Source organism: Brevundimonas sp. (assembly GCF_035561115.1).
GTDB lineage: Bacteria > Pseudomonadota > Alphaproteobacteria > Caulobacterales > Caulobacteraceae > Brevundimonas.
Genome location: NZ_DATMYH010000010.1, coordinates 18,664 through 43,770 on the forward strand (window position 1 = coordinate 18,664; position 25,107 = coordinate 43,770).

Sequence of the window (25,107 nt, forward strand, 5' to 3'; positions counted from 1 at the left end):
GATGTTTTGCCGAGCCGCCCCCACCCGGCTTCGGCTTCGCCTCAGCCACCCTCCCCACAAGGGGGAGGGAGAAGCGCCGCGTCCGCCGCCATCAACCGTGACAGCGCCCATTCGGCGGCGTCGCGCACCACGGGGTCCGGGTCGTCCAGCAGCCGTTCCGCCGACGGGATCAGCTCCGGGTCGGCGCTGTTGCCGATGGCGTACAGGACGTTGCGGACGAAGCGGTCGCGTCCGATCCGCTTGACCGGGCTTTTCGAAAACAGGGTCCGGAAGCCCTCGTCGTCCAGCGCGGCCAGATCGGCGAGCCGGGGCGAGACCAGGGCCTCGCGCGCCTGGACCCGGGCTTCGTTCGAGGCCGCGGCGAACTTGTTCCACGGACAGACGGCCAGACAGTCGTCGCAGCCGTAGATTCGGCTGCCTGTCGCCACGCGGAATTCGTCCGGCCAAGGCCCCACGAACTCGATGGTCAGGTAGGACAGGCAGCGCCGTGCGTCGAGCTGGAAGGGCGCCGGGAAGGCGTTGGTAGGGCAGGCATCGAGGCAGGCCGTGCAGGTTCCGCAATGCTCGCCTTCAGGAGGGTCGGGCTCAAGCTCCGCAGCGGTCAGGATGACGCCGAGGAACAGCCAGTTGCCGTGAGCGCGGCTGAGCAGGTTCGTGTGTTTCCCCTGCCAGCCCAGTCCGGCCCGCTGGGCGAGCGGTTTCTCCATCAGGGGCGCGGTGTCGACGAAGACCTTAACCTCCTCGCCGGTCCGGGCGGCGATCTGGCCGGCGAGGGTCTTCAGCCGGCCCTTGATGACCTCGTGATAGTCGTCGCCGCGCGCATAGACCGAAATATAGCCAGCCGACCGGTCGGCCATCTCGGGCAGGGGGTCGGTCTCTGGACCGTAGTTGAGGCCCAGCACGATCGCCGTCCGGGCCCCCTCCCACATGGCGGTCGGATGGGCGCGTCGCGCCAGCGTCGTCTCCATCCAGCCCATGTCGCCGTGACGGCCCGCCTGGACGAAATGCGCCAGTCGTTCCCCCGCGGTCCACGGCGCCGAGGCCGAGGCGAAACGGCAGGCGTCGAAGCCCAGGACGGCGGCGCGCTCGCGGATGAATATCTTGAGGCGATCGCTCAACGAGCTCGATCCAGTTTGTGGTGAAGAGTGCCAGTGAGCGAGAGGTGAGCCGATATATGGGCTGGCGGCGCAAGGCGCGCTCACCTCTCGCTCACTAGCACCCTTCACCCGCACCCCGCACCCGGGGAGCGGTCAGAAGTCGAGGTCGGCGTACCAGGTGGATGCAGCCACGCCCGGGAAACGGTCGGCCAGCAGGGGCCGGAAGCAGGGGCGGGACTTCAGCTTCATGTACCAGGTCTTCAGACCCGGCCAGTTCGCCCAGGAGACTTCGCCGAAATAGTCGAGCACCGACAGATGGGCGGCGGCGATGAAGTCAGCCTGGCCGATGCGGCGTCCGGACAGGGCGTCGCGTCCCGCCAGCAGGTCCTCAAGCATGGCGAGATGGGATTTCAGCGCGTCTCGTCCGGCGCGCAGGGCGCGGGCTTCGGGCGGACCGAGGCGCAGGAGGGGCTTTTCCATCCGCTCGTGCAGCAGGACGGCGTTGACCTCGTCGGTGAAGCGGCGGTCGAACCAGGCGACCAGACGGCGCGTCTCGGCGCGCTCGGCGGGATCGGTCGGCATCAGAAAGGGCTCGCGGGAGACGTCTTCGAGCCAGCCGAAGATGGCGGCGGGTTCGCACAGCGTCAGGGACCGGCTGTCTTCCGTGACCTGAAGCACGGGGGGCATGCCCGACGGGTTCAACCCGGCGACCGGGCAATCGTCCTCCCACGGGCGGACGAGCGTCTCGGTGAACGCCTTCCTGGCCTCGCCCAGCGCGAGACGCACGGCCCGGGAGCCCGGATCGAAGGCGAAATGATACAGGACGCAGGCCGACATGGGCTGTTCATGCACGCGAGGGCGTTAAGCCCGCGTTAGCCACAACCTCAAGCCCACGGGCCTTTTTTCGGCTTCGGCGAGGGGCTGCCGGCCTCGCCCGGCGTCCCGGCGAAGGCGCCGCCATGGGGTTCGGCGCGGCCGCGCGGGTCGGGGTGGATCAGGATGTCGGCCCGGGGCCAGGCCGCGAGCAACCGATTCTCGGCCTCGACGACGATGGCGTGGGCGGCCTCGAGCGTCAGGTTCGGATCGAGATCGACGTGCATCTGGATCATGACCACGGACCCCGCCATGCGGGTGCGCAGCTGATGAACGCCGGAAATTCTGGGATCGGCGAGGACGGCGGTGGTCATGGCGATGCGGTCGCTTTCGGGCAGCGCCTTGTCGACCAGATGGTCGGCCGCTGTTTTCAGCATCCCGTAGGCGCCCCAGAACAGCCAGACCGCGACGACCAGCCCGGCCGCAGCGTCCAGGCCGGGCGCGGACAGAAAGGCCCCGGAAATCACGCCGATCAGGACCACGACGTTGGCGGCCAGGTCGGCCGTGTAGTGGGCGCGGTCGGCCTCGACCGCCATCGATCCGCTGGCCTTGATGGCGCGCCCCTGCATCCAGACCAGCCAGCCGGTCAGGGCGATCGAGATCAGGATGACCAGCACGCCCCAATACCCCGCTGTCACCGGGCGGGGGTCGAAGATGCGCTGGATCGCCTCCCAGCCGATGAACAGGGCCGAGGCGAACACCAGCCCCGCCTGCACCATGGCGGCGAGGGCCTCGCCCTTGCCGTGGCCGTGGCGGTGATCCTCGTCGGGCGGGGCGGCCGCCCAGCGAACGGCGAAAAAGACGCCGAGCGAGGCCACCAGATCGAGCGCCGAGTCCGCCAGCGACGCGAGAATCGACACCGAGCCCGATGCGCCGAGAGCGAAGGCCTTGAGCGCGATCAGGAGCACGGCCACGCCCACTGACAACCGGGTGACGGCGCGGGTTGTGGAATGGGCGTCGTCGAGAGCGCTGGCGGGGGCGGGGATCGTCATCGCCGTCTTGTCGCGGAAAGGCGCGGCCCTGCCAAGACCACGCGCCGCCGGGCGTTAGCGTCATCGTCACGAAAGAACCGCATCCTTGTCGTCCGATGGGTCGGCGAGGCCGAGGGTATTCGGAGGCTGGCGTGCAGATGACGGACACAGCTCGCTGGATCGGGCGTGGCGAGGCGCTGGCCCGGCTGGGGGTCAAGTCGCAGACCCTCTATGCCTATGTCAGCCGGGGCCGGATCGCGGCCCGGCCGGATCCCGATGATTCCCGCCGCAGCCTGTACGCCGCGCAGGATATCGCCCGCATGAGCGGCGAAGCCGTCGAGGCCGAGGACTCCGCCGTCTATCGTCGCACGCCCGGGGGGGCCTCGCGGGGCGAGGCTGATGTCTGTTCCTCCCTGACGGTCATCGCCGGCGGCCGGCTGTTCTATCGCGGACTGGATGCGGTCCAGTTGGCCGAGACTGCGACCCTGGAAGATGTCGCCCGGCGGTTGTGGGATGCGCGGGCGGTCAATCCCTTCGCTGCTGTGAGACCGCGGATCGGAGCCGTTCCGGGCGGATCGGTCCGGGCGCGCCTGTTCGCGGCCCTGGCCCGCCGCGCCGAGGAGGACGCCGATCCCAAGGTGCGCTCCGTGGAGGATTTTCGCCTGGAATGCGCCCGCGTGCTGGACGAGGCGGTCGACGCCGCGGTCGGCTCTGGCCCGCGTCTGTTCCTGCATCAGCGGCTGGCCCGCAGCTGGAAGACGCCGGAACGCGACGCCCATCTGATCCGCCGCGCCCTGGCGCTGTCGGCCGATCATGAGATCAATCCCGCGGTTCTGGCCACGCGCGCCGCCGCCGGCGGCGGCGCGGCCCCCGCGGCGGCTGCTTTCGCGGGGCTCCTGACGCTGGCCGGATCGCCGACGATGGCCGAATTGACCCGGGCTTCGGACTGGATCGTCGCCGTGCGGCGACAGGCCGCGGACGCAGCGCGCCGGGCCCACGAGATGGGCCGTCTGGTCGGTTTCGACGCCCAGGAGGACTATCCGATGGGCGATCCGCGCGCCGCCGCGCTACTGGCTGCCGCCGACCTTCCGGCCGATCTGGCGCGCGCCGTGCAGGAAGGCGAGGCTGCGACGGGTCGGAAGGCGAACTTCCCCCTGGCGCTGGCGGTGATCGCCCGGCGGCTGGAGCTCCCGCGCGACGGCGCCGCCGACCTTTTCCTTATGGGCCGGCTGGCCGGCCTGCTGGGTCATGCGCTGGACCAGGCGACGAACGGCTCGCCTATCCGCGCGCGCCTGCGCTATGTGGGTCCCGAACCGGGCGCGCACTGACGACCCGATCTGTTTTTACGGGGCGTAGATGGCGGACTGGCTGGCGGCGATCATCCTGGGTCTGGTCGAAGGACTGACCGAGTTCATTCCGGTTTCGTCGACCGGCCATCTGTTGCTGACGCAGAAGCTGCTGGGCCTGACCGACCCGCGCTGGAGCTCCTTCGTTGTCCTGATCCAGCTGGGCGCCATCCTGGCGGTCGTGACCCTGTATTTCGCCCGGCTGTGGAAGGTGCTTGTCAACCTGCCGACCGATCCGAAGGCCCGCCATTTCGCCATCAGCATCCTGATCGCCTTCCTTCCCTCGGTCCTTGTGGGGGTGTTCCTCTATGATTTCATCAAGGCGGTGCTGTTCAACGTCGAGGGCGATACGGCGGTGACGGTGATCTGCGTGTCGCTGATCGTGGGCGGGTTCGGACTGCTGGCGCTGGAGCGGTTCGCGCCGCAACCGACGGCCGACGACGCCATGACCCTGTCGTGGAAGCGGTCCCTGGGCGTGGGCCTGTTCCAGTGTCTGTCGGTAATTCCCGGCGTGTCGCGTTCAGGCGCGACCATCGCCGGCGGTCTGGGTCTGGGTCTCAGCAAGCGGGCCGCCGCGGAATTCTCGTTCTTCCTGGCCATTCCGACCATGGTCGCAGCCTCGGGCTGGGACATCATCCAGAGCGGCGCGACGATCGACTGGAGCTTCGGCGGCATCATCGCCATCGGCTTTGTGGTGTCGTTTGTCAGCGGCTGGATCGTGGTCAAGGCCATGGTCGACTTCGTCGCCCGGCACGGCTTCGCCCCCTTCGCCTGGTGGCGGATCGTCGTCGGCGTGATCGGTCTGGGGCTGGTGTGGGCGGGCCTGGCCTGACTCAGGCCGCCTTCGGCTCGGCGAACTGGCCGCCGCGGCGATAGCGCCACAGATAAGACGGAGCGATGGCCTCGACGCCGGTCGGCTGGATGCCCAGCTCGGCCAGGCCCTCGGCCCCGTCGGCGACGACGTTGTCCTTCTCCAGAAGCACGACCTGATCGCGTGTCAGTGCTGGCGGGATGCCGACCATGGCGGTCAGCTGGGCCATGGAGCCGATGGCGCGGGCGGCGAAGAAGGGCAGGGGAACCAGGCCGTTCGAGCGGTAGGTCTCGCGCAGGATCAGCTTCAGCACCTCCTTGAAGGTCATGACCGCCGGACCGCCCAGTTCGAAGGTGCGGCCGGCCGCCTCGGGCAGAACCGTCGCGCGCGCGATGGCCTCGGCGACGTCGCCCACATAGACGGGCTGGAATTTCGTCTCGCCGCCGCCGATCAGCGGCAGGACCGGGGAGAATTGGGCCATGCGGGCGAACCGGTTCAGGAATCCGTCGTCGGCGCCGAAGATGATCGAGGGCCGGATCACCACCGCGTCCGGCTTGACCTCGCGCACCGCCATCTCGGCGGCGGCCTTGGACAGGGCGTAGTCGGACTCGCTCTCGGGATCGGCGCCGATGGCCGAAACCTGGACCAGCCGGCGGATGTTGGCCGCTGCGGAGGCCTCGGCGATGTTGCGCGACGCCTCGACGTGCAGGGTGTGGAAGGTTCGGCGGCCCGCTTCGTACAGGATGCCGATCAGGTTGATGGCGGCGTCCGCGCCTTGCAGCGCGCTGGCGACGTCATCGGGGTTGGTCGCGTCGCAGCGGACGGCCTGGATCTGGCCCACCGAACCGGACGTCTGCAGTTTCCAGGCGCGATCGGGACGGCGGCAGGCGACGCGGATGCGCCAGCCGCGCCGGGCGAGGTGGCGCACCAGCTGGCTGCCGACGAAGCCCGAGCCGCCAAAAATGGTGACCAGGCCGGGGGCGACTTCGCTCATCACAGGGACTCCAACAGGCGGCGGCGCGCGCGGGGCAAACCCCGTGCTGGGGCGGGGATTAGACGATGGCCGCCGGCCTCGCAACGCAAAGGCGACAAAAGCCTGTTGACCCGCTGGGGGGGCTGCCTTAAGGGTCCGCGCCTTCCGGACGGACATGCGTCAGCATGAACGTCTGGGCCCAGGTGGCGGAATTGGTAGACGCGCTGGCTTCAGGTGCCAGTGATAGAAATGTCGTGGAGGTTCGAGTCCTCTCCTGGGCACCATCTTCTGAACGGCGCCGTGTCGCAGGACACGGCGCCGTTTCTGTTTGCAGTGCTTGCGGGGTGAAAAGTGCTAGTGAGCAAGGGGTGAGCGCCAGCCGCGCCTTTCGGAACGGCAACGCTCACGTCTTGCTCACCAGCACTCTTCACTGACACAAGACGGTCCATGACAATCCACTTCCACGAAGGCGACCTGCCGAACGGCCTGGATCTGGGGCCGGAGGTCGCGATCGATTCCGAGACCATGGGCCTGCGCTTCCGCCGCGATCCGCTGTGCGTGGTCCAGCTGTCGTCCGGCGACGGAGACGCCCACGTCGTGCGCATGAACCGGCCCGGCTATGACTGCCCGAACCTGAAGCGGCTGCTGACCGATCCGGCGGTGCTGAAGCTGTTCCACTTCGGCCGGTTCGACATCGGCATGTTCCAGCTGCACCTCGGGGTCGAGACGCGGCCGGTCTACTGCACCAAGATCGCTTCCAAACTGGCCCGCACCTACACCGACCGCCACGGGCTGAAGGACGTCGTCCGCGAACTGGTCGGCGTCGACCTGTCCAAGGCCCAGCAGTCCAGCGACTGGGGCGCGGCCGAGCTGTCGCCGGCCCAGCTGGAATACGCCGCCTCCGACGTCCTCTATCTGCACGCCGCCAAGGCGCGGCTGGACGAGATGCTCGAGCGCGAGGGCCGCGCCGAACTGGCGCGCAAATGTTTCGACTTCCTGCCCAGCCGTTCGGCCCTCGATCTCGCGGGCTGGGACGAGACGGACATCTTCGCGCACACCTGATGACAGACCCCGCCGACATCCGGGACCAGGCCGACGAGGCGCGCGTCGCCGCCACGGCCAAGGCGTTCCGCGCCCGGTCGCGGCGGGTCCACCTGCTGCGCCGGATCCTGCCGGTTGCGATCATCGTCCTGGCCGGCGGCACCGTCAGCTGGATCGTGCTGCGCAGCGTGATGTCGGATGTCGAGCGCAAGGCCGGGACCAGCCGCGAGGTCCGGCTGGACAGCGCCATGTTTCACGGCCAGGACGCCGAGGGCCGCAGCTTCATGATCGGGGCGAAAAGCGCCGTGCGCGATCCGCAGACCGGTCAGTTCCGGTTGATCGGGCCGGCGCTGAGGCTGAATCTCGGAGGCCGCAAGGTCACGACCCTGACCGCGGACGGCGGGGTCTATAACGAGACCGCGAAGTCGGTCACGATCGGCCCCAATGTCCGGATTTCGGACGGTGGATCGGGGTTCACCCTCGTAACGCCCGAGGCCGTGGTGGACACCGCCACCGGCGTGGTGACGGGATCGAAGGGCGTCCAGGGCTCCGGTCCGCTTGGAACCGTCAGCGCTTCGTCCTATGTGATCTATGAACAGGGCGAACGGGTCGTGTTCAGGGGCGCGGGCGATAACAAGGTGCGCGGGACCATCAACCCCGCGAGTTCGGACAGATGAGCATGACCAGAACCCTCATGACGGCGGTGATCGCGCTCGGTCTTGCAGCCCTGCCGACGATCGGCGACGCGCAGAGCTTCCAGGGCGGCCAGCCCATCATGTGGGGCGCCGACGAGGTGTCGCGCACGCCCACGACCCTGTCGCTGCGCGGCCGGGCAGAACTGACCCAGGGCGACAACCGCATCCGGGCCGACCGCGTCGAGGGGACGATCAGCAACGGCGATCTCACCCGCGTCGAAGCGAGCGGCAATGTCTATTTCGTCACGCCGGAACAGACGATCCGCGGCGACCGCGCCACCTACACGCCGGCCAACGACACCATCATCCTGACCGGCGACGTCATTCTGACCCAGGGCCAGAATGTCATGACCGGCGGACGATTGACCTATAACACCCGCACCGAGGCGGCGCAGATGGACGGCGCCAGCGGCGGCCGCGTCCAGGGCGTCTTCTATCCCGAACGCAGCGGGAACTGAGCCTCCGGCTCGGACCTGACCTTTGGCGCGCAAGGAACTCTCAGCCCTCAATGTCAACGAGGCCCCGGTCGAGCCGGCGCCCGCGCCCGCGCGCGCCACGGGCCTGAGGGTCGAGCACATCGCCAAATCGTTCGGCCAGCGGCAGGTGGTGCGCGACGTCTCCCTGCACGTCCAGCGGGGCGAGGTCGCCGGCCTGCTGGGCCCCAACGGCGCCGGCAAGACGACCTGCTTCTACATGATCACCGGCCTGATCCCGCCCGACACCGGCTCCATCTGGCTGGACGGCGAGGACATCACGGCCCAGCCGATGTACCAGCGCGCCCGCATGGGGCTCGGCTATCTGGCGCAGGAGGCCTCGATCTTCCGCGGCATGACGGTCGAGCACAACGTCATGGCGGTGGTCGAGCTGCACCACACCGGCCGTCAGGCCATCGCCGACGAAACCTCCCGCCTGCTGGAAGAGCTGCGCATCGACCATCTGCGCCACGCCCCCGCGTCGGGCCTGTCCGGCGGCGAGCGCCGCCGCTGCGAGATCGCCCGCGCCCTGGCCGGCAAGCCCAGCTTCATGCTGCTGGACGAACCCTTCGCCGGCATCGACCCGCTGGCGATCGCCGACATCCGTCAGGTGATCCGCTATCTGGCGGGCGAGGGCATCGGCGTTCTGATCACCGACCACAATGTCCGCGAGACGCTGGAGATCATCGACCACGCCTCGATCATCTCGGGCGGCGCGGTCCTGTTCGAGGGCAAGGCCGAGGACGTGATCCGCGATCCGGAGGTGCGGCGGGTCTATCTGGGCGACATGTACGGCTAGGGACGGCGGGATCGAGGCATGCGGGTTCTGGTCGTCGGCGCCAATGGACTAATCGGCGGCCACGTCGTTGCGCGCCTGCTCGCCGAAGGTTTCCGGATCACCGGCGTCGGACGGGACGTGACGTCGGCGCGTCGCCGTGTCCCGGACGTCGCCTGGCGGTCACTGGATATGGCCTCGTCGGACGTCGGGGCATGGCTGATCGCCCTCGAAGGGGTGGCGGCCGTGGTGAACTGCGCCGGCGCTCTGCAGGACAATCCGGGCGACGACCTGGCGGGCGTCCACGTCCGAGGGCTCGCCCGCCTTACCGAAGCCTGTCAGATCGCTGGAGTCCGGCGCTTCATCCAGATCTCGGCCTCGACCATAGACCTCGGAACCGACGCCTTCAGCGCGACCAAACGGGCAGGGGACGCCGTCCTCGGGCAGACCGGGCTGGATTGGTTGATCCTGAGGCCCGGGCTGGTGCTCGCTCCCTCTGTCCATGGCGGTAGCGCCCTGCTGAGGGGACTCGCCGGGTTTCCGGGCCTCCTTCCGGCGGTCCATGCCGACTCTGCCATCCGGGTGGTGTCGGCGGAAGACCTCGCCGAGGCGGTGGTGCGCGGTCTCTCCCCCGGGGCGCCCTCCGGGCAGACGCTGGATCTGGTCTCGGCGGAGGCGGTGAGTCTGGGGATGTTGCTGGTTCGCCTCCGCGCATGGCTCGGGTTTGGCCCGGTCCCGCTGGTCGACCTGCCGCCTCCCGTGGCGCGACTCTCAGCGCACATCGCCGATGCGGCCGCCTGGCTGGGCTGGCGAAGCCCGATGCGCAGCACGGCCCTGGGGCAGCTGGCGGGCGGCGTGGACGGCCGGGCCGGCGACGCCGCCGTCCTCGGCCTCGACCTGCGTTCGCTCGAGCAAATCCTGGCCGTGCGGCCCTCGTCCGTGCAGGACCGCCGTCACGCGCGCACCTATTTCCTGTCCCCGGTCGTTCTGGCGGGGCTGTCCCTGTTCTGGCTGATTTCCGGCCTGGTCGGCCTGGCGTCGCAGGCGCAGGCGACGGCGGTGCTGACCGTGGCGGGACTGTCGCCGGAGCTGTCGCGCGGATTTGTTCTGGCGGGGGTCGGGGTCGACCTTGCCTTGGCCGTGCTGGTGCTTGTGCGGCGGACATCCCGCTGGGCGCTGGCGGGAATGATACTGGTCACGCTGGCCTATCTGGCGGGCGCGACCCTCTGGCGGCCCGACCTCTGGCTCGACCCGATGGGTCCGTTGGTCAAGACACTGCCCGCCGCCCTGCTGGCCCTGTGCGCCCTGGCCCTGCAGGAGGAGAAATGACGCTGCTGCTGGTGGTCAAGCTGGCTCATGTGATCGGAGCCGCGGTTCTGCTGGGAACGGGCGCCGGCATCGCCTTCTTCATGGTGATGGCGAACCGGACCGGGGATGCGCGCCTGATCGCCCATACCGCCGGGGTGGTCGTACTGGCCGACACCCTGTTCACGGCCACGGCCGTCGTCCTTCAGCCCCTTACGGGCCTCTGGCTGGCCAGCCTCTCGGGCTACGGACTGACGGAGTTCTGGATCCTCTGCAGCATCGGACTGTATGGGGTGACGGGGCTATTCTGGCTCCCGGTTGTCTGGATCCAGCTCAGACTAAGGATGCTGGCCCGTCAGGCGGCTGATGCGGCTGCTCCGCTGCCGCCAGCCTACCATCGTCTCTGGCGCATATGGTTCGTGTGCGGCTTTCCGGCATTTGCGGCTGTTCTGGCCATCTTCTGGCTCATGATCGCCCGACCGGCCGCCTGGCCCGCATAGACGTCCTTGGCCGGGGGATGTGCTGCCCCCGCGCCACCCCTCACTCGCCGAGGCTCAACCGGCTGATCAGGACCGCCGCCCGCTGCGACTGGCGCACCAGACTGTCCAGATCGACCCACTCCCCGTCCGCATGGGCGTTGCCCCCGGCCACGCCGAGGCCGCCCAGGGTGTCGACGTCGGCGGCCACGAAGCCGCTGTCGGCCGCGCCGCGGCGGGCGGGGTCGTATTCCGCCATCTCGGGCAGGCCGAGGTCGCGGTTGACCGCGTTCAATTGCGCCAGCAGGGCGCGGTTGCCCTCGCTGGGGGCCATCGGCGGATAGCCGCCCTCGCCGAAGACCAGCTCGGCCCCGGTCCGGGGCAGGTGGGCGTCGACGATGGTCTGCATCCCGGCCCGTATGCGGGCGTCCTGTTCGGCCGTCAGGGTGCGCAGGTCACCGCGGGCGATGGCCGTCGAGGCGACGATATTGGTCTTGCCCGAGGCGGTGACGCTGAAGCCCTCCGCATCGATGGCGGCGGGCGTCCCCCCGGCGACGACCCCGACATTGTAGGTCAGGTTCGGCTCGGGCAGTTCGCGGCGGAAGCCGTCGAGAATGCGGGCCAGCTCATAGATGGCGCCATAGCCCAGGGTATCGTTGAACACGCCGCTGGAATGGCCGGTGCGGCCCGTCGTCGTGAGGGTCCAGTTGGCCGAGCTCCGGCGGGCGATGGTGCCGAAATCCCGCTCGTTCTCGACGGCCAGATTCTCGAATTCCAGGGCGAAGGCGGCGGCCTTCCCGGCCTCGATCAAATCCCGGCGGGCGAGGGACGTCGGCGCCCCGATCCGCTCCTCGTCGCCGGTCAGGACGACGGTGACGTTGGCGTCGCCCAAGGTCCCGGCGGCCTGCATGGCGCGCAGGGCCGCGATGATGACCACCACCCCGCCCTTGTCGTCGCCGATACCCGGCCCCGTGGCGCGAGCCCCCGCCCGCTCGAAGCGCTGGAACGGATTGTCCGCCTCGAACACCGTGTCCAGATGGCCGATCAGCAGGACGTTGCGGCCCCGGCCCGAATGGGTTGCGACCAGATGGCCGGCGCGGCCGGTCTCGCCCATGTCGACCCAGCGAACCTCGAAGCCCAGCGGCTCCAGCTCGGCCCGGACCATGTCGCCGACGGCCCGCACGCCGGCGAGATTCAGCGTGCCGCTGTTCTGGTTCACCATCCGCTCCAGCAGGGCGATGTGGCGGTCGTGCTCCCGGGTGACGGTCTGCATCATGGTTCGCTCGGCGCGGCTGGGCCCGGCGTGGACGGCCGGGGGCAGGGCGAACAGGAACAGGACGGCAAGGAGCAGGCGCATGGGATCTCTCTCGCTGGGCAGGCGCCCAGCGTTTGCCGATCCATGGCGCAGAGTAAAGGTCGCGCCGGTCCGCTGGCGTTTAGAACGCCGTTAACCGGTTCGGCCACACTGTGGCCGCAGCAAGTTTCGGGCCACTCGGCCCGGCCGACGGCGACAAGGCGGGGAAAAGTGCTCGGACAAAGGCTGGAGATCAGGCAGGGGCAGGGGCTGGTCATCACGCCCCAGCTGCAGCAGGCGATCAAGCTGCTGCAACTGTCGAACCTCGAGCTGGACGCCTTCGTCGAGGCCGAGCTGGAGCGCAATCCGTTGCTGCAGCGCGAGGACGCCGAGCCGGCCGGCGAGATCGAGGCCCCGGCCGCGGCCGAAAGCCACGACTCCGCCGAGATGAGTTTCGACGAAGGCCGGGTTTCGGACGCGGACCGGACGCTCGACGCCCGCTCCGACGATGTCTACGGCGACGCCAGCCCGGGGGAGCGCACTTCGGACCGGATGGAGGACGTCGGGACGGGCGAGGCCCAGGTCGGGCTGAACGACTGGTCGCGCGCCGGCTCGGGGGGCGGCCTGCCCGACGGCGAGGGCCGCGAGCAACCCGACACCCGCGACGCCACCCTGTGGGAGCATCTGCAGGGCCAGGCCTCGCAGGCGGGATTCTCGGCGTCGGATCACGCCATCGCCCTGACCCTGATCGACGGCGTGGACGAGGGCGGCTATCTGCGCGGCGACCTGAACGAGGTCGCGGACCGGCTGGGGATCCCGCTGGACCGCGTCGAGGCCGTGCTGGCCGTCTGCCAAGGGTTCGAGCCGACCGGCGTCATGGCGCGCTCGGTGCCCGAATGCCTGAAGCTGCAGCTGATCGAGCGCAACCGCTTCGATCCGGCCATGGCCTGTCTGCTGGACAATCTCGACCTGCTGGCCAAGCGCGACCTGTCGGCGCTGAAGAAGGCCTGCGACGTCGACGCCGAGGACATGGCCGAGATGATCGCCGAGCTGAAGGCCCTGACGCCCCGCCCCGGCGCGGGCTTCGGCGGCGAACCGGCCCAGACGGTGATTCCGGACGTCCACGTGCGGGCCGATCCGGCGGGGGGATGGAAGATCGAGCTGAACGCCGACACCCTGCCGCGTCTGATCATGGACAAGCGCTATCACGGCGTCGTGGCGGCGGGCTCGCGCTCGGACGTGGAGAAGACCTTCGTCGCCGAATGCGCCGCCCAGGCCAGCTGGCTGGTCAAGTCGCTGGACCAGCGGGCGAAGACCATCCTCAAGGTCTCGTCCGAGATCGTGCGCCAGCAGGACGCCTTCCTCGCCTTCGGCGTGGAATTCCTGCGGCCGCTGAACCTGAAGACCGTCGCCGACGCCATCGGCATGCACGAATCGACCGTCAGCCGGGTCACCTCGAACAAATACGTCTCGACCCCGCGCGGGGTGTTCGAGCTGAAATTCTTCTTCACGGCGGCGATCCAGTCCTCGGACGGCGGCGCCACCCATTCGGCCGAGGCCGTGCGCCACCGAATCAAGGCCATGATCGACGGCGAGGGCCGCGACGGCGACGTTCTCAGCGACGACCGGATCGTGGAGATTCTCAAGGAGGCGGGCATCGACATCGCCCGCCGCACTGTGGCCAAATACCGCGAGGCCCTGCGCATTCCATCATCGGTCGAGCGCAAGCGGATGCTCCGGACCGGCTGAGCCGGCCGGTCGTATCTCCAGTATCACCCGCCCGTCTTCGAAATCCCTCTTTAGTCGTCGAAATCCGTCGTCGAATTCTTCGGGGCTCAAATCGCTAATTTCTCACGTCTCCATCGTCCAATTCGCCCGGTGATTTTCCGGGCTTCACCACATTTCGGTGATCGGCGTTGACACCATTCCGGTTCGGTCGCGTTCTATCGACATGCAAATCCAAGTCAGCGGCAAGCAAGTGGATGTCGGCGACGCGTTAGGCTCGCGCATCTCCCAGGAACTCGAAGACGGGATCGGCAAATATTTCGAACGCGGCGCCCAGGATGCCGAGGTCGTGGTGTCGAAGGACGGCTACGGCTTCAAGGTGGACTGCTGGGTGCGTCTGGCGTCCGGAGAGGCCATTGTCACCACCGGACTGGGCGGCGACGCCCACGGGGCGTTCTCGGATTCGCTTGAAAAGCTCGAAAAACGGGTCCGTCGCTACAAGCGGCGCCTGAAGAATCACCATGCCGGTCCCCGCGGCCTCTCGCCCGAGAAGTCGGAGAATGCGGCCCGAGACGTGGCGCGCAGCATTGTCCTGCGCAGTCCGGACGAGGTCGAGGATGAAGACTTCGGCGACGCCGGCGCGCCGGGCGAACCGCCCCCCGTCGGCATGGTCATCGCCGAGACCGAAGCGGAAATCAGGACCATCACGGTCGGTCGGGCTGTGCTGGAGCTGGATATGACCGGCTATCCGGTCGTGCTGTTCCGCAATGCGGCGCACGGCGGCATCTCGGTGGTCTATCGCCGGCCCGACGGCAATGTGGGCTGGATTGATCCGGAGCGGACGGCGAAATCGATCAATGGACACGGTTCGGTAAACGGTAGCGGCGTATAGTCTTCCCCTATGGAGGCGGGTGGTCTAAACGGCCCCCGCCCGTTCGGGATGTATGGGCAGAGTCGGGAACTCCTCATGGACATCGGTGATTTGCTGGCGGACGGCGGCGTCGTCCTGCGCAGCGGTGCGTCGTCGAAACGTCAGGCCCTGCATACGGTGGCCGAGGCCGCCGCCCAGGCGCTGGGCATGCCCGAAAACCGCGTGATGGAGGCCCTGCTGGAGCGCGAGGCCCTGGGCTCGACCGGTCTCGGTTCGGGCGTCGCGGTGCCGCACGCGCGGCTCGAAGGCGTCGAGCGGGTGACGGCGGTGTTCGTGCGCCTGGATACGCCCGTGGCCTATGGCGCGGTCGACGATCGTCCGGTCGATCTGCTGTTCGCCCTGTTCGCCCCGCCCCGGGACGGCGCCGAACATCTGCGCGCGCTGGCGGCGGTGTCGCGCGCCCTTCGGTCGCCGGAAATGCGCGAGCAACTGCGGCAGGCCCGCACCACGGATGCGATCCGCGCCCTGTTCGTCAAGGATCAGGCCCCGGCCACGGCCGCCTAGGCGTTCGCCGTTTCGCTAGTGGACCGAGACGGGCTCCAGCTCGTGGGCGACAGCCGCGGCGAAGGCGGTCTCGCGGTCCATCATCACGGCCAGCCGCTCTCCGTCGGCGGCGTGGACGGCGAACAGGGTCGCCTCGGGATCGATCTTCAGTCCCTTCGACTGCTCCGGAACCACATCAGCCAGTACGTCGGAAGCGCGGATCTCGCGCACATAAACCAGGTCGGGCGCGCCCAGGCCTTTGAAATCTTCCTTGGTCATCATCATCGGCGTCATCGAGACCGCCTCCTTGTACTGAACTAACGCCCGTCGAGGGCTTAAGGGTCCGGCTCCGAAAGCGGCGGCCGGAAAAACGCGGGCTCAGCCCGTCGTAATGGGAATGCGCCGCACTGTCGGCAGGTCTTCGGGCCGGCGCATGTCGACATGCAGCAGGCCGTGCTCCAGCCGGGCGTCCTCCACCTCCAGCCCATCCGCCAGCACGAAGCTGCGGACGAAGCCGCGGCCGGCGATGCCGCGATGCAGGAAGGCCTGGTCGGCCTTGTCGGACGGTTCGCGCTTGCCCGCGATGATCAGCTGCCGGCCTTCGAGCGTGACGGCCAGGTCGTCGGGACCGAAGCCCGCGACGGCCAGGGTGATCCGCACGGCGTGCTCGCCGCGCTGCTCGACATTGTAGGGGGGATAGCTGTCCGCGGCGGCGCGAGCGGCCCGGTCGATCATCGCCCGGGTGTGGTCGAAGCCCAGCAGGAAGGGGCTGTCGAACAGGATGGTTCGCGTCGTCATCGTCCTATGCCCCCGAAGCAGGCCTGAAGCCGTCTGCGCCCCCCGTCATCGGCGAGGCGTCGGCCTTGTCATGCAGATGGGGCAGGATCGGCCGGACTTCAACAGGGCCCGGATGGGACGAAGGCCCCGCGGTTTCCCGCGGGGCCTTCGATGGTGGAGCTTAGCGGAGTCGAACCGCTGACCTCTTGCATGCCATTAGGGTAATGTTCCTATTTCATCACGTTTCAGGCGGTCTCATCTGGTTTCAACTATCAGAAAACATTGTCAAAATGTGATTATTCGATACTATGTGAAATCCACGGAAAAGGGTAGCAAATCGCGCTTTCTGCTACCCATGCGCTACCTTTTTTGAGCGTTTTTGATGCCCAAACTGACCAAGAAACTGATTGAAAACCTGGAGCCTGCCGAGGCCGAGTTCTGCGTCTGGGATACCCAGGTCACGGGCTTCGGCGTTCGGGTCAGGCCCGGCGGCGGACGAAGCTATGTTCTCTTCTATCGGCTGGGGGGGCGGTTCCGGAAGCTCACGCTTGGCAAGGCCGATGGCGGGTACGGGCTGGACGAGGCCCGTGAACGAGCGATCGAGAAACTTCAGGATGTTCGGGATGGGATCGACCCCCAGGCCCAGAAGGTCGCGGACCGAAACGCGCTGACCGTCGCTGACCTGACAGACCTCTATCTTGAGGAGGGGCCGGCGCTGAAGCCTAACAAGAAGGAGAGCAGCTGGGAGACGAACCGCATCATGTTCGACTGTCACATCAAGCCTTTGCTTGGCCGACAACTGGCCCGCGACATCACCGCGATGGATGTGTCGCGCATGCAGCTCGACATCTCACAGGGCAAAACGGCCAGGAACGTCATGCTGGGTCATCGCCGCCGGTCGAAGGTGAGGGGCGGAAAGCGGGTCGCCGCAATGGCCGTAATCACCTTGGGGGCAGTGTACGAGTTCGCGATCAAGGCGGAATACCTCCAGAAGAATCCGACCAGGGGCGTAGAACGGTTCAAGACGGTCCGGAAGGAGCGATACCTTTCCGAGCGCGAGATCGCAGCGCTGGCCGAAGCCTTGGCGGAGTTCGAGCGCGAAGATGAGCGTTATGGTGTCATGGCCGACTCGGTGCGCCTGCTGATGCTGACGGGGTGCCGAAAGTCCGAGATCCTGACGCTCCAGTGGGACTTCGTCGACTGGACCAAGGGATGCCTGCGGCTTCCCGAGTCCAAGACAGGAGCCAAGGTCGTGCCGCTGGCCGACGACGCAATCGCGGTGCTCAAGAGACGCTGGGACGAGACCCGGAAGCCGGAGGCTTCGCGCGGTCACAACTCCGGCGATGTGACGCCGGCGATGGGCGCGGGATCGCCTTGGGTCCTGCCCGCGCTCAAGGGCGACGGTCATTTCGTTGGCCTTCCCCATCTCTGGACGAAGGTGAAGGCCAAGGCCGACATCATCCTGCACCGACGGGTCAGCGATCTTGGGGGCGATCTGCGGGAGGTTCGTTCGCTGGCGAGTGTCCGTCTGCATGATCTCAGGCACAGTTTCGCGAGCTTCGCCATTGCGGACGGCGCGCCGCTATTCCTGGTCGGGAAGGTCCTCGGTCACAAGCAGGCGCGGACGACCGAGATTTACGCTCATCTCAGCGATGACCCCCTGAAGCTCGTGGCGAACAAGACGGCGGCCCGGCTCAGCCAAGCCATGAGGTTCTAGGATCCGCCCACGCGTACCCGTACATATTGCGGTCGCGGAGAATGTAATCAGAACCTCGGACGCCAGGCCGCAAGATCCGCGGTTCCGTATCAAGGTTCGGCCCCGCTCAAGGTGTCGAGAGCGCCTATGGGTTCTGCTCTGCACCATATCCGGACATTGGCGCCGCGTCCGAAACACGACATTCGGATCGGGCGCGAAGCGGCTGAAGCCTCCGTCTACCGGACCTGTCTGGAGAGAGCCGTGGTCGAGACCCACCGCGAACGATCGGACGTGCCCCTCCGGCGTTCACGTCACCCGGACTCCTGCAAAGCGCCAACCAGACGTTCATCCGCAATCGAACCTCCCAGCGTCTTCCCATGCGCGGTGCGCCGGATCGCTGGCCGCCAATATGTTAGTGACTGCTCACTTACTTTCAGGTATCGTTCTTTTTATGACCCGCCAGAATCTCCCTGCCGCCCAGCGCCGCGATATGACCGTGGAGACGGTCGTTGACCTCGCCGCCACGAACAATCCGGCCGAGATCACGACCGGGCAGATCGCCGAGCATATGGGCCTGTCCCAAGGCGCGCTCTTCCGACACTTTCCCACCAAGGACGCCGTCTGGGGTGCGGTCATGGTCTGGACCGCTGACCAACTCACCCAGCGCCTGGACAGGGCCCTGGCGAAGGAGGAATCGCCCCTCTCCGCCCTTGAGGCGATGTTCATGGCCCATGTCGGGTTCGTCGCCGCCCGACCGGGCGTGCCCCGGATCCTGTTCGGCGAGCTGCAGCGCACGGGCGATACGGCCGCGAAGCGGGGCGCGAGAGCTTTGATGGACGGCTATCGGGTCCGCGTCATGGGGCTTGTCGAGCGCGGCAAGACCGAAGGCTCACTGCCCGCCGATCTGGATACCGAGGCCGCGGCGATGCTGTTCGTCGGCACGATCCAGGGCCTCGTGATGCAGGCCATGATAGCGGGAGATTTCGCAGACATGCGGACCATGGCCGGCCGGGTTTTCGGCATCTACCTCAGGGGCATCGGGGCGCGGACATGAAATTTTCCCTGCCGGGCAATCGCCGGACGTGGATATTGATCGCCGTCCTGGCGTCGCTGGGCGTGGCGTTCGCCTATGTGGCGCTGCGCTCCGGCCCGCTTGCGCCGGTATCGGTCACACTGGTGACGGTCGAGGAAAGGGCGATCTCCCCCTCCCTGTTCGGCATCGGCGCCGTCGAGGCGCGCTACACGCATCGCGTTGGCCCCACCACGGCGGGGCGTGTCCGCAGTCTTCTGGTGGATGTGGGGGACTCTGTCGTCGCGGGGCAGGCCCTGGCCGAAATCGATCCGATCGACCTGGATGAGCGCATCACGGCGCAACAGGGTGCAGAAGGTCGTGCGGCGGCGATGGAGCGTACGGCGCAGGCGCAACTCGCCGACGCCGATGCGCGGGCGCGGCTGGCTCGAACTCAGGCGGGGCGAGCCGAACAACTGCTCGATGGTGGCTGGATCTCCGAGGCGGCGGTCGATACGCGGCGCCAGGAATTGCAGGTGGCGGAAGCCGGGGCCGCGGCAGCCCGAGCCAATCTCGCCGCCGCTTCGCAGGACCGCGGGCGCGCCGGCGCAGAAAGCGCGGCGCTTGTTCGCCAAAGGTCCAATCTGCGCCTTGTCGCCCCCGCCGATGGTCTCGTCGTCCGCCGCGTAGCAGAACCGGGGACCACGGTTGTCGCCGGGCAGGCCGTCGTCGAAATTATCGACCCCGCGAACCTGTGGATCAACACGCGCTTCGACCAGACCCAATCGACCGGCCTCGCGCCGGGTTTGCGGGCCCGGGTGGTGCTCCGATCGCGGAGCGGAGCCCCGTTCGAAGGCCGGGTCATTCGCACCGAGCCCATGGCCGACGCGGTCACCGAGGAATTGCTGGCCAAGATCGGCTTTGAAACCGGTGAGCTGCCGCCCGTTGGAGAATTGGCGGAGGTGACCGTGACCCTGCCTCCCGCCGGGAAAAGGCCGACCGTACCCAACGCCGCCATTCATCGCGTCGAAGGCGAGACCGGCGTCTGGGTCGTCGCCGACGGCAGACTGCGGTTTCGGCCCGTCACGACCGGCGCCACCGATCTTGAGGGTACGGTCCAGGTGTTGAGCGGCCTGGAACCGGGCGAGCAGGTGGTGGCCTACAGCCAGCGCGGCCTGACCGCTCGCACCCGCATCCGCGTCGTCGATCATCTCGCTGGGGGACGGCGATGATCAGCCTGGCGGGGCGTGACATCCTTCATGACTGGGGGAAATTCGTCTTCACAGGTATCGGTCTGGGGCTGCTCATCGGCGTCACCCTGACCATGGCCGGGGTCTATCGCGGGATGGTTGATGACGCACAGGCGATGCTTGACAACAGCGGCGCGGACCTCTGGGTGGTGCAGAAGGACACGCTCGGTCCCTATGCTGAACCGTCAAGCATTCCTGACGATGTCGACCGATCGATCCGCACCATGCGCGGAGTCGAGCGGGCGGCCAACGTCACCTACCTGACCATGCAGATCGACCATGCCGGGAGCGATGTCCGGGTCATGGTGGTCGGCATCGACACCGCTTCGCCCGGCGAGCCCGGCCAGCCGCCGCATCTGGTCGCCGGTCGGCAGATCGTTCGCAGTCACTATGAGGCGGTCGCTGATGTGAAGACCGGATTTGATCTCGGCGACGTCGTGCAGGTGCGGCGCAATCGCTACACGATTGTGGGGCTGACCAGTCGCATGGTGTCGTCAGGCGGCGATCCCATGCTGTTCATCCCCCTGAAGGACGCCCAGCAGGCCCAGTTCCAGAAGGACAGCGACGCGATCGTCAGCCAGCGCGCGCGCACGGCCCAGAACCCGGCGCTCAATCCGCCCGGCAATCCCGGCGTGATCGAGGCCGTGACCGCTTCACAGGCTAACAACCCCTATGTGAACGCGGTCCTGGTGCAGGTCGAGCCGGGCTACAGCCCGGACCAGGCGGCCGAAGCCATCCGGCGCTGGCAACGACTGACCGTCTATACCCGGGCCGAGATGGAACTGATCCTGGTCGAGAAACTGATCGCCACCTCAGCGCGCCAGATCGGCATGTTCCTGGTCATCCTGGCCATCGTCAGCGCGGCGATCGTCGCCTTCATCATCTACACGCTGACCATGGGAAAGATCCGGGAGATCGCGGTGCTGAAGCTGATCGGCACGCGCAATCGGACCATCTCCTTCATGATCCTGCAGCAGGCGCTCGGACTGGGTCTGATCGGATTTGTCGTCGGCAAGATCGCCGCGACGGTCTGGGCGCCGATCTTCCCCAAATATGTGCTGTTGCTGTCGAGCGACTCGGTGCGGGGCCTCGTGGCGGTGATGGTGATCTGTGCGGTCGCCAGCCTGCTCGCCATCCGCGCCGCGCTCCGGATCGATCCTGCGGAGGCGATCGGTGGTTGACGGCATCCGCATCGAAAATCTCGTCAAGACCTATGGTGAAGGCGAGACGGCGGTCCATGCGCTCCGGGGCGTGGACATGTACGTGGCCCCCGGAGAGGTCGTCGGCCTGATCGGCCCTTCGGGATCAGGCAAGAGCACCCTGCTCAAATGCCTGGGCGCGGTGATCGAGCCGACATCAGGCCGGATGACGATCGGCGAGGAGACCATCTACGACGACGGCTGGAAAATTCCGGACCTGCGCGCCCTGCGGCGGGACCGGATCGGCTTCGTTTTCCAGGCCCCCTATCTGATCCCCTTCCTTGACGTCACCGACAATGTCGCCCTGCTGCCGATGCTGGCGGGCGTCGCCAACGCCGAGGCCCGCGCCCGCGCCAGGAAGCTGCTCACGGCCCTCGATGTCGTCCACCGCGCCAAGGCCATGCCATCGCAACTTTCGGGCGGAGAACAACAACGCGTCGCCATCGCCCGCGCGCTGGTGAGCGAGCCGCCGGTCATCCTCGCCGACGAGCCGACCGCCCCGCTCGACGGCGAGCGCGCGCTGGCGGTGATCAAGATCCTGAACGACATGGCGGCCCGCTTCCGGACCGCGATCATCATCGTCACCCATGACGAGAAGATCATTCCCACGTTCAAACGCCTCTATCACATCCGGGATGGGCAGACGCATGAGGAGATTCGCGGCGATGGACCCGCAGCCTGAGCGGGACCGAACGGTTCAATCGACCGCCACCCAGATGGCCGGCGCAGCCTGATCGAACCCGAGCAACTCAGCCAGACCAGGCGACGATTTTGTCGTCCGGCTTGATCAGGCTGTCGCCTGCGCGAGCCAGACCCGCGCGGGCATCATCACGCCTTGTGCGGTCGCGTGGCCTTTATAGAGATCTACCAGGTCACGCGCGAGCGCGTCCCGGGCCCGGGGATCGAGCGCCGCAGCCCTGTCGCGGAAGGCCATGCCCTCCAGCGCAAACGTGACCGCGTCGGCGCATGAAGCTCCCGGCCCCGCGAACGGCAGGTCCCCGCTCCAGGCGTCGAAGCCGACCTTGTCGAAACCGGCGCTCTCGAGGATATCCCTGAGGTAGGCGGGGTTCTTGAAGGCAAACGGGCCGGGTGCGTGCGGCTCCGGGCGTGGAAGATCGAGATGGCGGCGAACGACGGCGATCATGGCCGACATCCAGGGATTGTCGCGCGGCTCCGCCCAGACCGCGAGATCGATGCGTCCGCCCGGCCGGATCAGTCTGTGCAGATTGGCGAAGGCCGCATACGGGTCAGGGAAGAACATGCTGCCGAATCGGGAGATCAGGCGGTCGAACCTGACGTGGTCGCCTGAATAGACTGAGGCGTCGGCACACTCGAAGCGGACATTGACGACGCCGGCGCTGGAGGCCCGGTCCATAGCGCGGGCGATCAGCGCCGCCGAGATGTCCAGGCCGAGCGCCTCGCCATCGGGCCCGACCAGCCGACCGGCGGCGATCGTCGTCGTCCCGCCACCGCAGCCGATATCGACCACGCGCTCGCCGGGTCGCAGATCGGCCTTTTCGAGGAGAACGGGCCCCACCCGGGCGATCATGCCTTCGAAGGTGTCAATGTGCGCCAGCCAACGCGCACCCATTTCGGCCACCCCGTCTTCAGCGGGATAGGCGCCAGGAGGCGCACTCATAGTCGCAGCATCGGAATGTTCCTTCAGGTGGGTCAGAACGTAAGAACGCGCACATCCGGCGCAACGAGACGCGGCCCCATCTCAGGCGGACGTGCGACGCCCACAGACTCGATCAGCGCCATTCGATCAGACCCTCGCGACGGCAGATAGATGAACCGGCATGACACCCAGGGTCATTTCGGTTGTCACTTGGGCAGCATCCGTTGGGCGCTATTGACCAAATTGGCTGCATCGAGGCTGACAGCACCCTGACACCGGACGTTTGGAAGCGCTGCTTTGAGTCAGGAGCAGCTATCGGCGCCGAAAGTCTGAGAAGCGCCATGAGCGGACATCATCCCCTCGCCGGAAACACGACCTTCAGGGTTCAAGAGGCGTCGGAACGTCTGCTTCGCGGCCTGTGCGAGGGGCCGGCTCAACCCGTTGCTGACCCCGGCGAATTCGGCGTTACCGGGGGGTCTGGTTCTGACGTCCCCATCGGTCGAAGATCTCGACTCGTCCGCTGAGCATCACCGTGCCCAGGCTCCCGCCCACCGGAAACAGGTAGGCGCCCCGGGCGTCGGGCCTGACAGACCGCCCATCGACAGTGAGCGTCAACTGCCTGTTTGGCGGGCAGGTCTGTCGGGGTGAGCAGGCCGTCGAGACCACGTATTCGCCCCGCTCGACCCTCACGCGCGCCGAGAAGCGGCCTTCCCCGTCCGTGGTCGCGACCACAATTACCGAGCCACCGGGATTCTTGCCCAGATTGACATCGACTCCGGGGATCGGCTCGCCCGGATTGATCGCCGCCCCCGAGACCGCCAGGGCGAGGCCGATGAGGGCGATGAGTCTGAATATCGAAGTCATGTCGGGTTTCCCGCAAGGCCATGCCGGCCGCCGTTTGCGGTCGGACAACGCTGGTCACCGGGAGACCTCGCTGTCAATGCAGCCAGTCATCCAATCGCGAGCGTTCCCTGATCCGAAGGGTATGCAGGTCAAACCTGACGAGCTCCGCATCGAGCCGGGATTGGCGTTCCGCCTGAGTCTCCAGACGACGACTGTCGCTGAAGCCGTGCTCCGGGTCCTGACTAATTCAAGCCGCATTGACAGCCAGGCTCAACCGTGACCAGCCTGAGAAACCGCCGATATTCAAGCGGATACTGGAACTGTCATCATGACATCGCGAGTGGGTCTGATCGGGCTGGCCAGTCTGGCGGGCCTGGCGTTGTCGATCGGCGACGGCTCGATCCGCCCGGTGCGATGAGCATGACCGACCTGACCCTGAGCCGTCGACTGGTGTTGTCCGGCGCCACCCTCGCCGTGGCGGGCCTCGCTGCCCCGGCCATGGCCCGACCCCAGACCCGCACGGCCTTTGACGGCCTGAGAAAGACCATCGCGGTGGACCTGTTTCAGGCTACCGACGCCGTCGGCGGTTCGGTCACCGCCGAGGGCATGACCGCCATGCTGACCCAGGCCCTGGTCGAGGACGGCCGTTTTCTGGTGGTCGAGGGGGTCGGCGGGGGGATCGCGCCCAGCGCCATCGTGCGCGCAGCCGTGACCAAATATGAAGCGGCGGCGGGCGGCGGCGGGCTGAGCATCAGCGGCGGTCCGCTGGGCGGCCTGCTGGGCGGCCGGGCCAGCACCCGCAGCCAGACCGCGGTGATGGAGATCGCGCTGCGCCTGGTCGACGCCGCCACGGGACAGGTCGTCTCAACCTCCAGCGCCCAGGGGCGCGCCTCGTCGCGCACCTCGGAGGCCGGACTGGTGGAAAGCTGGGGCGGCGGGCGCCTGGGCGGCGAGATCTTCCGCGCCACCCCCATCGGCCAGGCCGGCCAGGACGCCATCATGAAGGCGGTGGATCAGATCGCCGGGGGAATGCGCCAGGTGGAATGGTCGGCCCTGGTGGTCGATGCCGCCGACAACGGCGTCTATCTGAACGCCGGGGCCGACCGCAACGTCCAGTCCGGCCTGACGCTGAGCGTCTGGCGGCCCGGCCGGACCCTGACCGATCCCGGCACCGGCGAGGTGCTGGACGTCGAGATGGCCCGCGTCGGCCGGGTCCGGGTCGAGACGGTGCGCGCCCGACTGTCCATCGCCAGCGTCATCGACGGCGAACCGCCGATGCGCGGCGACGTGCTGAAAGCGGATTAGCAGGCTCGTGAGATGACCATGACCGTCAGACCTGTCGCCATCGCCGCCATCGGCCTGTTGCTCGCGGCCTTCGGGCAAGCCACGCCGGGTACGCCGATCGTGGGCATACCCGTCGGCCTCGACGGCGATCCCGAGTGGCTC

Annotated in this window: 26 protein-coding genes and 1 tRNA gene; 18 read left to right on the plus strand and 9 right to left on the minus strand. The window is 67.7% G+C overall.

The window, feature by feature from the left end:
• Nucleotides 1-41 precede the first annotated feature (41 nt).
• The 3 genes from queG to VN378_RS01070 all read right to left on the minus strand — a co-directional run bounded on the left by queG (nt 42) and on the right by VN378_RS01070 (nt 2,962).
• Nucleotides 42-1,118, minus strand: coding sequence for a tRNA epoxyqueuosine(34) reductase QueG (queG, locus tag VN378_RS01060; protein WP_325740131.1), 1,077 nt, complete (start codon nt 1,116-1,118; stop codon nt 42-44).
• A gap of 132 nt (nt 1,119-1,250) precedes the next feature.
• Nucleotides 1,251-1,934, minus strand: coding sequence for a glutathione S-transferase family protein (locus VN378_RS01065; RefSeq protein ID WP_325740133.1), 684 nt, complete (start codon nt 1,932-1,934; stop codon nt 1,251-1,253).
• Nucleotides 1,935-1,981: 47 nt separating this feature from the next.
• Nucleotides 1,982-2,962 (minus strand): cation diffusion facilitator family transporter, encoded by a 981-nt coding sequence (locus VN378_RS01070; protein WP_325740134.1) that lies wholly within the window; start codon nt 2,960-2,962, stop codon nt 1,982-1,984.
• A gap of 137 nt (nt 2,963-3,099) precedes the next feature.
• On the opposite strand from VN378_RS01070, the gene VN378_RS01075 reads away from it, so the two are divergent.
• Complete coding sequence (locus tag VN378_RS01075; RefSeq protein ID WP_325740136.1) at nt 3,100-4,269, plus strand: citrate/2-methylcitrate synthase; 1,170 nt, start codon at nt 3,100-3,102, stop codon at nt 4,267-4,269.
• Nucleotides 4,270-4,297: 28 nt separating this feature from the next.
• Nucleotides 4,298-5,119, plus strand: a complete 822-nt coding sequence (locus VN378_RS01080; protein ID WP_325740137.1) for an undecaprenyl-diphosphate phosphatase — start codon at nt 4,298-4,300, stop codon at nt 5,117-5,119.
• A 1-nt stretch (nt 5,120) separates the two neighbouring features.
• Here the strand turns inward: VN378_RS01080 and VN378_RS01085 are convergent, their stop codons facing one another.
• Complete coding sequence (locus VN378_RS01085; RefSeq protein ID WP_325740139.1) at nt 5,121-6,092, minus strand: complex I NDUFA9 subunit family protein; 972 nt, start codon at nt 6,090-6,092, stop codon at nt 5,121-5,123.
• A gap of 176 nt (nt 6,093-6,268) precedes the next feature.
• Between VN378_RS01085 and VN378_RS01090 the strand changes: the two genes are divergently transcribed.
• The 7 genes from VN378_RS01090 (at nt 6,269) to VN378_RS01120 (ending at nt 10,860) form a co-directional block, all read left to right on the plus strand.
• Nucleotides 6,269-6,355 (plus strand) — tRNA-Leu (locus VN378_RS01090).
• Between the two features lie 163 nt (nt 6,356-6,518).
• Nucleotides 6,519-7,133, plus strand: coding sequence for a ribonuclease D (locus VN378_RS01095; RefSeq protein WP_325740141.1), 615 nt, complete (start codon nt 6,519-6,521; stop codon nt 7,131-7,133).
• Nucleotides 7,133-7,789, plus strand: a complete 657-nt coding sequence (gene lptC, locus VN378_RS01100; RefSeq protein WP_325740143.1) for an LPS export ABC transporter periplasmic protein LptC — start codon at nt 7,133-7,135, stop codon at nt 7,787-7,789. Before VN378_RS01095 ends, lptC begins: the two co-directional genes overlap by 1 nt.
• A gap of 2 nt (nt 7,790-7,791) precedes the next feature.
• Nucleotides 7,792-8,265: an LptA/OstA family protein gene (locus VN378_RS01105; RefSeq protein ID WP_325740145.1), complete on the plus strand. Its 474-nt coding sequence runs from the start codon at nt 7,792-7,794 to the stop codon at nt 8,263-8,265.
• A 22-nt stretch (nt 8,266-8,287) separates the two neighbouring features.
• On the plus strand, nt 8,288-9,079 hold the full coding sequence (gene lptB / locus VN378_RS01110; protein WP_325740147.1) for an LPS export ABC transporter ATP-binding protein: 792 nt from the start codon (nt 8,288-8,290) through the stop codon (nt 9,077-9,079).
• Between the two features lie 18 nt (nt 9,080-9,097).
• The gene (locus VN378_RS01115) at nt 9,098-10,384 is read left to right on the plus strand and encodes an SDR family oxidoreductase (RefSeq protein ID WP_325740149.1); all 1,287 of its coding nucleotides are present in this window, start codon (nt 9,098-9,100) and stop codon (nt 10,382-10,384) included.
• Nucleotides 10,381-10,860 (plus strand): DUF2269 domain-containing protein, encoded by a 480-nt coding sequence (locus VN378_RS01120; protein WP_325740151.1) that lies wholly within the window; start codon nt 10,381-10,383, stop codon nt 10,858-10,860. The genes VN378_RS01115 and VN378_RS01120 overlap by 4 nt, the downstream gene beginning before the upstream one ends.
• 40 nt (nt 10,861-10,900) lie before the next feature.
• Here the strand turns inward: VN378_RS01120 and VN378_RS01125 are convergent, their stop codons facing one another.
• Complete coding sequence (locus VN378_RS01125; RefSeq protein ID WP_325740153.1) at nt 10,901-12,193, minus strand: M20/M25/M40 family metallo-hydrolase; 1,293 nt, start codon at nt 12,191-12,193, stop codon at nt 10,901-10,903.
• 168 nt (nt 12,194-12,361) lie between these two features.
• Here VN378_RS01125 and rpoN point away from each other — a divergent pair, with 168 nt between their 5' ends.
• The 3 genes from rpoN (at nt 12,362) to ptsN (ending at nt 15,290) form a co-directional block, all read left to right on the plus strand.
• Nucleotides 12,362-13,879, plus strand: a complete 1,518-nt coding sequence (gene rpoN, locus VN378_RS01130; RefSeq protein WP_325740155.1) for an RNA polymerase factor sigma-54 — start codon at nt 12,362-12,364, stop codon at nt 13,877-13,879.
• A gap of 202 nt (nt 13,880-14,081) precedes the next feature.
• Nucleotides 14,082-14,747, plus strand: coding sequence for a ribosome hibernation-promoting factor, HPF/YfiA family (hpf, locus tag VN378_RS01135; protein WP_325740179.1), 666 nt, complete (start codon nt 14,082-14,084; stop codon nt 14,745-14,747).
• A 75-nt stretch (nt 14,748-14,822) separates the two neighbouring features.
• Entirely contained in the window at nt 14,823-15,290 is a 468-nt protein-coding gene (ptsN, locus tag VN378_RS01140) for a PTS IIA-like nitrogen regulatory protein PtsN (RefSeq protein ID WP_325740157.1), read from the plus strand.
• Between the two features lie 15 nt (nt 15,291-15,305).
• Here ptsN and VN378_RS01145 read toward each other — a convergent pair whose 3' ends face one another.
• Together VN378_RS01145 and VN378_RS01150 are read right to left on the minus strand one after the other, a co-directional pair.
• Nucleotides 15,306-15,563: a DUF1150 family protein gene (locus tag VN378_RS01145; RefSeq protein ID WP_325740159.1), complete on the minus strand. Its 258-nt coding sequence runs from the start codon at nt 15,561-15,563 to the stop codon at nt 15,306-15,308.
• An 84-nt stretch (nt 15,564-15,647) separates the two neighbouring features.
• Entirely contained in the window at nt 15,648-16,067 is a 420-nt protein-coding gene (locus VN378_RS01150) for an Hsp20 family protein (RefSeq protein ID WP_325740161.1), read from the minus strand.
• A 361-nt stretch (nt 16,068-16,428) separates the two neighbouring features.
• Here VN378_RS01150 and VN378_RS01155 point away from each other — a divergent pair, with 361 nt between their 5' ends.
• The 5 genes from VN378_RS01155 to VN378_RS01175 all read left to right on the plus strand — a co-directional run bounded on the left by VN378_RS01155 (nt 16,429) and on the right by VN378_RS01175 (nt 21,882).
• Complete coding sequence (locus tag VN378_RS01155) at nt 16,429-17,763, plus strand: tyrosine-type recombinase/integrase (RefSeq protein ID WP_304877361.1); 1,335 nt, start codon at nt 16,429-16,431, stop codon at nt 17,761-17,763.
• 469 nt (nt 17,764-18,232) lie between these two features.
• A complete protein-coding gene (locus tag VN378_RS01160) occupies nt 18,233-18,796 on the plus strand; it encodes a TetR/AcrR family transcriptional regulator (RefSeq protein ID WP_304877359.1) in 564 nt (187 codons plus the stop codon).
• Nucleotides 18,793-19,983 (plus strand): efflux RND transporter periplasmic adaptor subunit, encoded by a 1,191-nt coding sequence (locus VN378_RS01165; protein WP_325740165.1) that lies wholly within the window; start codon nt 18,793-18,795, stop codon nt 19,981-19,983. Before VN378_RS01160 ends, VN378_RS01165 begins: the two co-directional genes overlap by 4 nt.
• On the plus strand, nt 19,980-21,182 hold the full coding sequence (locus VN378_RS01170; RefSeq protein ID WP_325740167.1) for an ABC transporter permease: 1,203 nt from the start codon (nt 19,980-19,982) through the stop codon (nt 21,180-21,182). The genes VN378_RS01165 and VN378_RS01170 overlap by 4 nt, the downstream gene beginning before the upstream one ends.
• The gene (locus VN378_RS01175) at nt 21,175-21,882 is read left to right on the plus strand and encodes an ABC transporter ATP-binding protein (protein ID WP_325740169.1); all 708 of its coding nucleotides are present in this window, start codon (nt 21,175-21,177) and stop codon (nt 21,880-21,882) included. Before VN378_RS01170 ends, VN378_RS01175 begins: the two co-directional genes overlap by 8 nt.
• A 105-nt stretch (nt 21,883-21,987) precedes the next feature.
• Here the strand turns inward: VN378_RS01175 and VN378_RS01180 are convergent, their stop codons facing one another.
• Complete coding sequence (locus VN378_RS01180) at nt 21,988-22,791, minus strand: class I SAM-dependent methyltransferase (RefSeq protein WP_325740181.1); 804 nt, start codon at nt 22,789-22,791, stop codon at nt 21,988-21,990.
• Nucleotides 22,792-23,283: 492 nt separating this feature from the next.
• Nucleotides 23,284-23,682 (minus strand): hypothetical protein, encoded by a 399-nt coding sequence (locus tag VN378_RS01185; protein ID WP_322256261.1) that lies wholly within the window; start codon nt 23,680-23,682, stop codon nt 23,284-23,286.
• Nucleotides 23,683-24,081: 399 nt separating this feature from the next.
• Between VN378_RS01185 and VN378_RS01190 the strand changes: the two genes are divergently transcribed.
• A complete protein-coding gene (locus VN378_RS01190) occupies nt 24,082-24,966 on the plus strand; it encodes a CsgG/HfaB family protein (RefSeq protein ID WP_322256262.1) in 885 nt (294 codons plus the stop codon).
• The last annotated feature ends 141 nt before the right edge of the window (nt 24,967-25,107 follow it).

Coding starts and splice junctions, on each gene's coding strand:
- VN378_RS01065 (WP_325740133.1), bottom strand. CDS start 1,934: ATGTCGGCCTGCGTCCTGTATCATTTCGCCTTCGATCCGGGCTCCCGG.
- VN378_RS01070 (WP_325740134.1), bottom strand. CDS start 2,962: ATGACGATCCCCGCCCCCGCCAGCGCTCTCGACGACGCCCATTCCACA.
- VN378_RS01075 (WP_325740136.1), top strand. CDS start 3,100: ATGACGGACACAGCTCGCTGGATCGGGCGTGGCGAGGCGCTGGCCCGG.
- VN378_RS01080 (WP_325740137.1), top strand. CDS start 4,298: ATGGCGGACTGGCTGGCGGCGATCATCCTGGGTCTGGTCGAAGGACTG.
- VN378_RS01085 (WP_325740139.1), bottom strand. CDS start 6,092: ATGAGCGAAGTCGCCCCCGGCCTGGTCACCATTTTTGGCGGCTCGGGC.
- VN378_RS01095 (WP_325740141.1), top strand. CDS start 6,519: ATGACAATCCACTTCCACGAAGGCGACCTGCCGAACGGCCTGGATCTG.
- lptC (WP_325740143.1), top strand. CDS start 7,133: ATGACAGACCCCGCCGACATCCGGGACCAGGCCGACGAGGCGCGCGTC.
- VN378_RS01105 (WP_325740145.1), top strand. CDS start 7,792: ATGACCAGAACCCTCATGACGGCGGTGATCGCGCTCGGTCTTGCAGCC.
- VN378_RS01115 (WP_325740149.1), top strand. CDS start 9,098: ATGCGGGTTCTGGTCGTCGGCGCCAATGGACTAATCGGCGGCCACGTC.
- VN378_RS01120 (WP_325740151.1), top strand. CDS start 10,381: ATGACGCTGCTGCTGGTGGTCAAGCTGGCTCATGTGATCGGAGCCGCG.
- VN378_RS01125 (WP_325740153.1), bottom strand. CDS start 12,193: ATGCGCCTGCTCCTTGCCGTCCTGTTCCTGTTCGCCCTGCCCCCGGCC.
- hpf (WP_325740179.1), top strand. CDS start 14,082: ATGCAAATCCAAGTCAGCGGCAAGCAAGTGGATGTCGGCGACGCGTTA.
- ptsN (WP_325740157.1), top strand. CDS start 14,823: ATGGACATCGGTGATTTGCTGGCGGACGGCGGCGTCGTCCTGCGCAGC.
- VN378_RS01145 (WP_325740159.1), bottom strand. CDS start 15,563: ATGACGCCGATGATGATGACCAAGGAAGATTTCAAAGGCCTGGGCGCG.
- VN378_RS01150 (WP_325740161.1), bottom strand. CDS start 16,067: ATGACGACGCGAACCATCCTGTTCGACAGCCCCTTCCTGCTGGGCTTC.
- VN378_RS01155 (WP_304877361.1), top strand. CDS start 16,429: ATGCCCAAACTGACCAAGAAACTGATTGAAAACCTGGAGCCTGCCGAG.
- VN378_RS01160 (WP_304877359.1), top strand. CDS start 18,233: ATGACCGTGGAGACGGTCGTTGACCTCGCCGCCACGAACAATCCGGCC.
- VN378_RS01165 (WP_325740165.1), top strand. CDS start 18,793: ATGAAATTTTCCCTGCCGGGCAATCGCCGGACGTGGATATTGATCGCC.
- VN378_RS01170 (WP_325740167.1), top strand. CDS start 19,980: ATGATCAGCCTGGCGGGGCGTGACATCCTTCATGACTGGGGGAAATTC.
- VN378_RS01180 (WP_325740181.1), bottom strand. CDS start 22,791: ATGGGTGCGCGTTGGCTGGCGCACATTGACACCTTCGAAGGCATGATC.
- VN378_RS01185 (WP_322256261.1), bottom strand. CDS start 23,682: ATGACTTCGATATTCAGACTCATCGCCCTCATCGGCCTCGCCCTGGCG.
- VN378_RS01190 (WP_322256262.1), top strand. CDS start 24,082: ATGACCGACCTGACCCTGAGCCGTCGACTGGTGTTGTCCGGCGCCACC.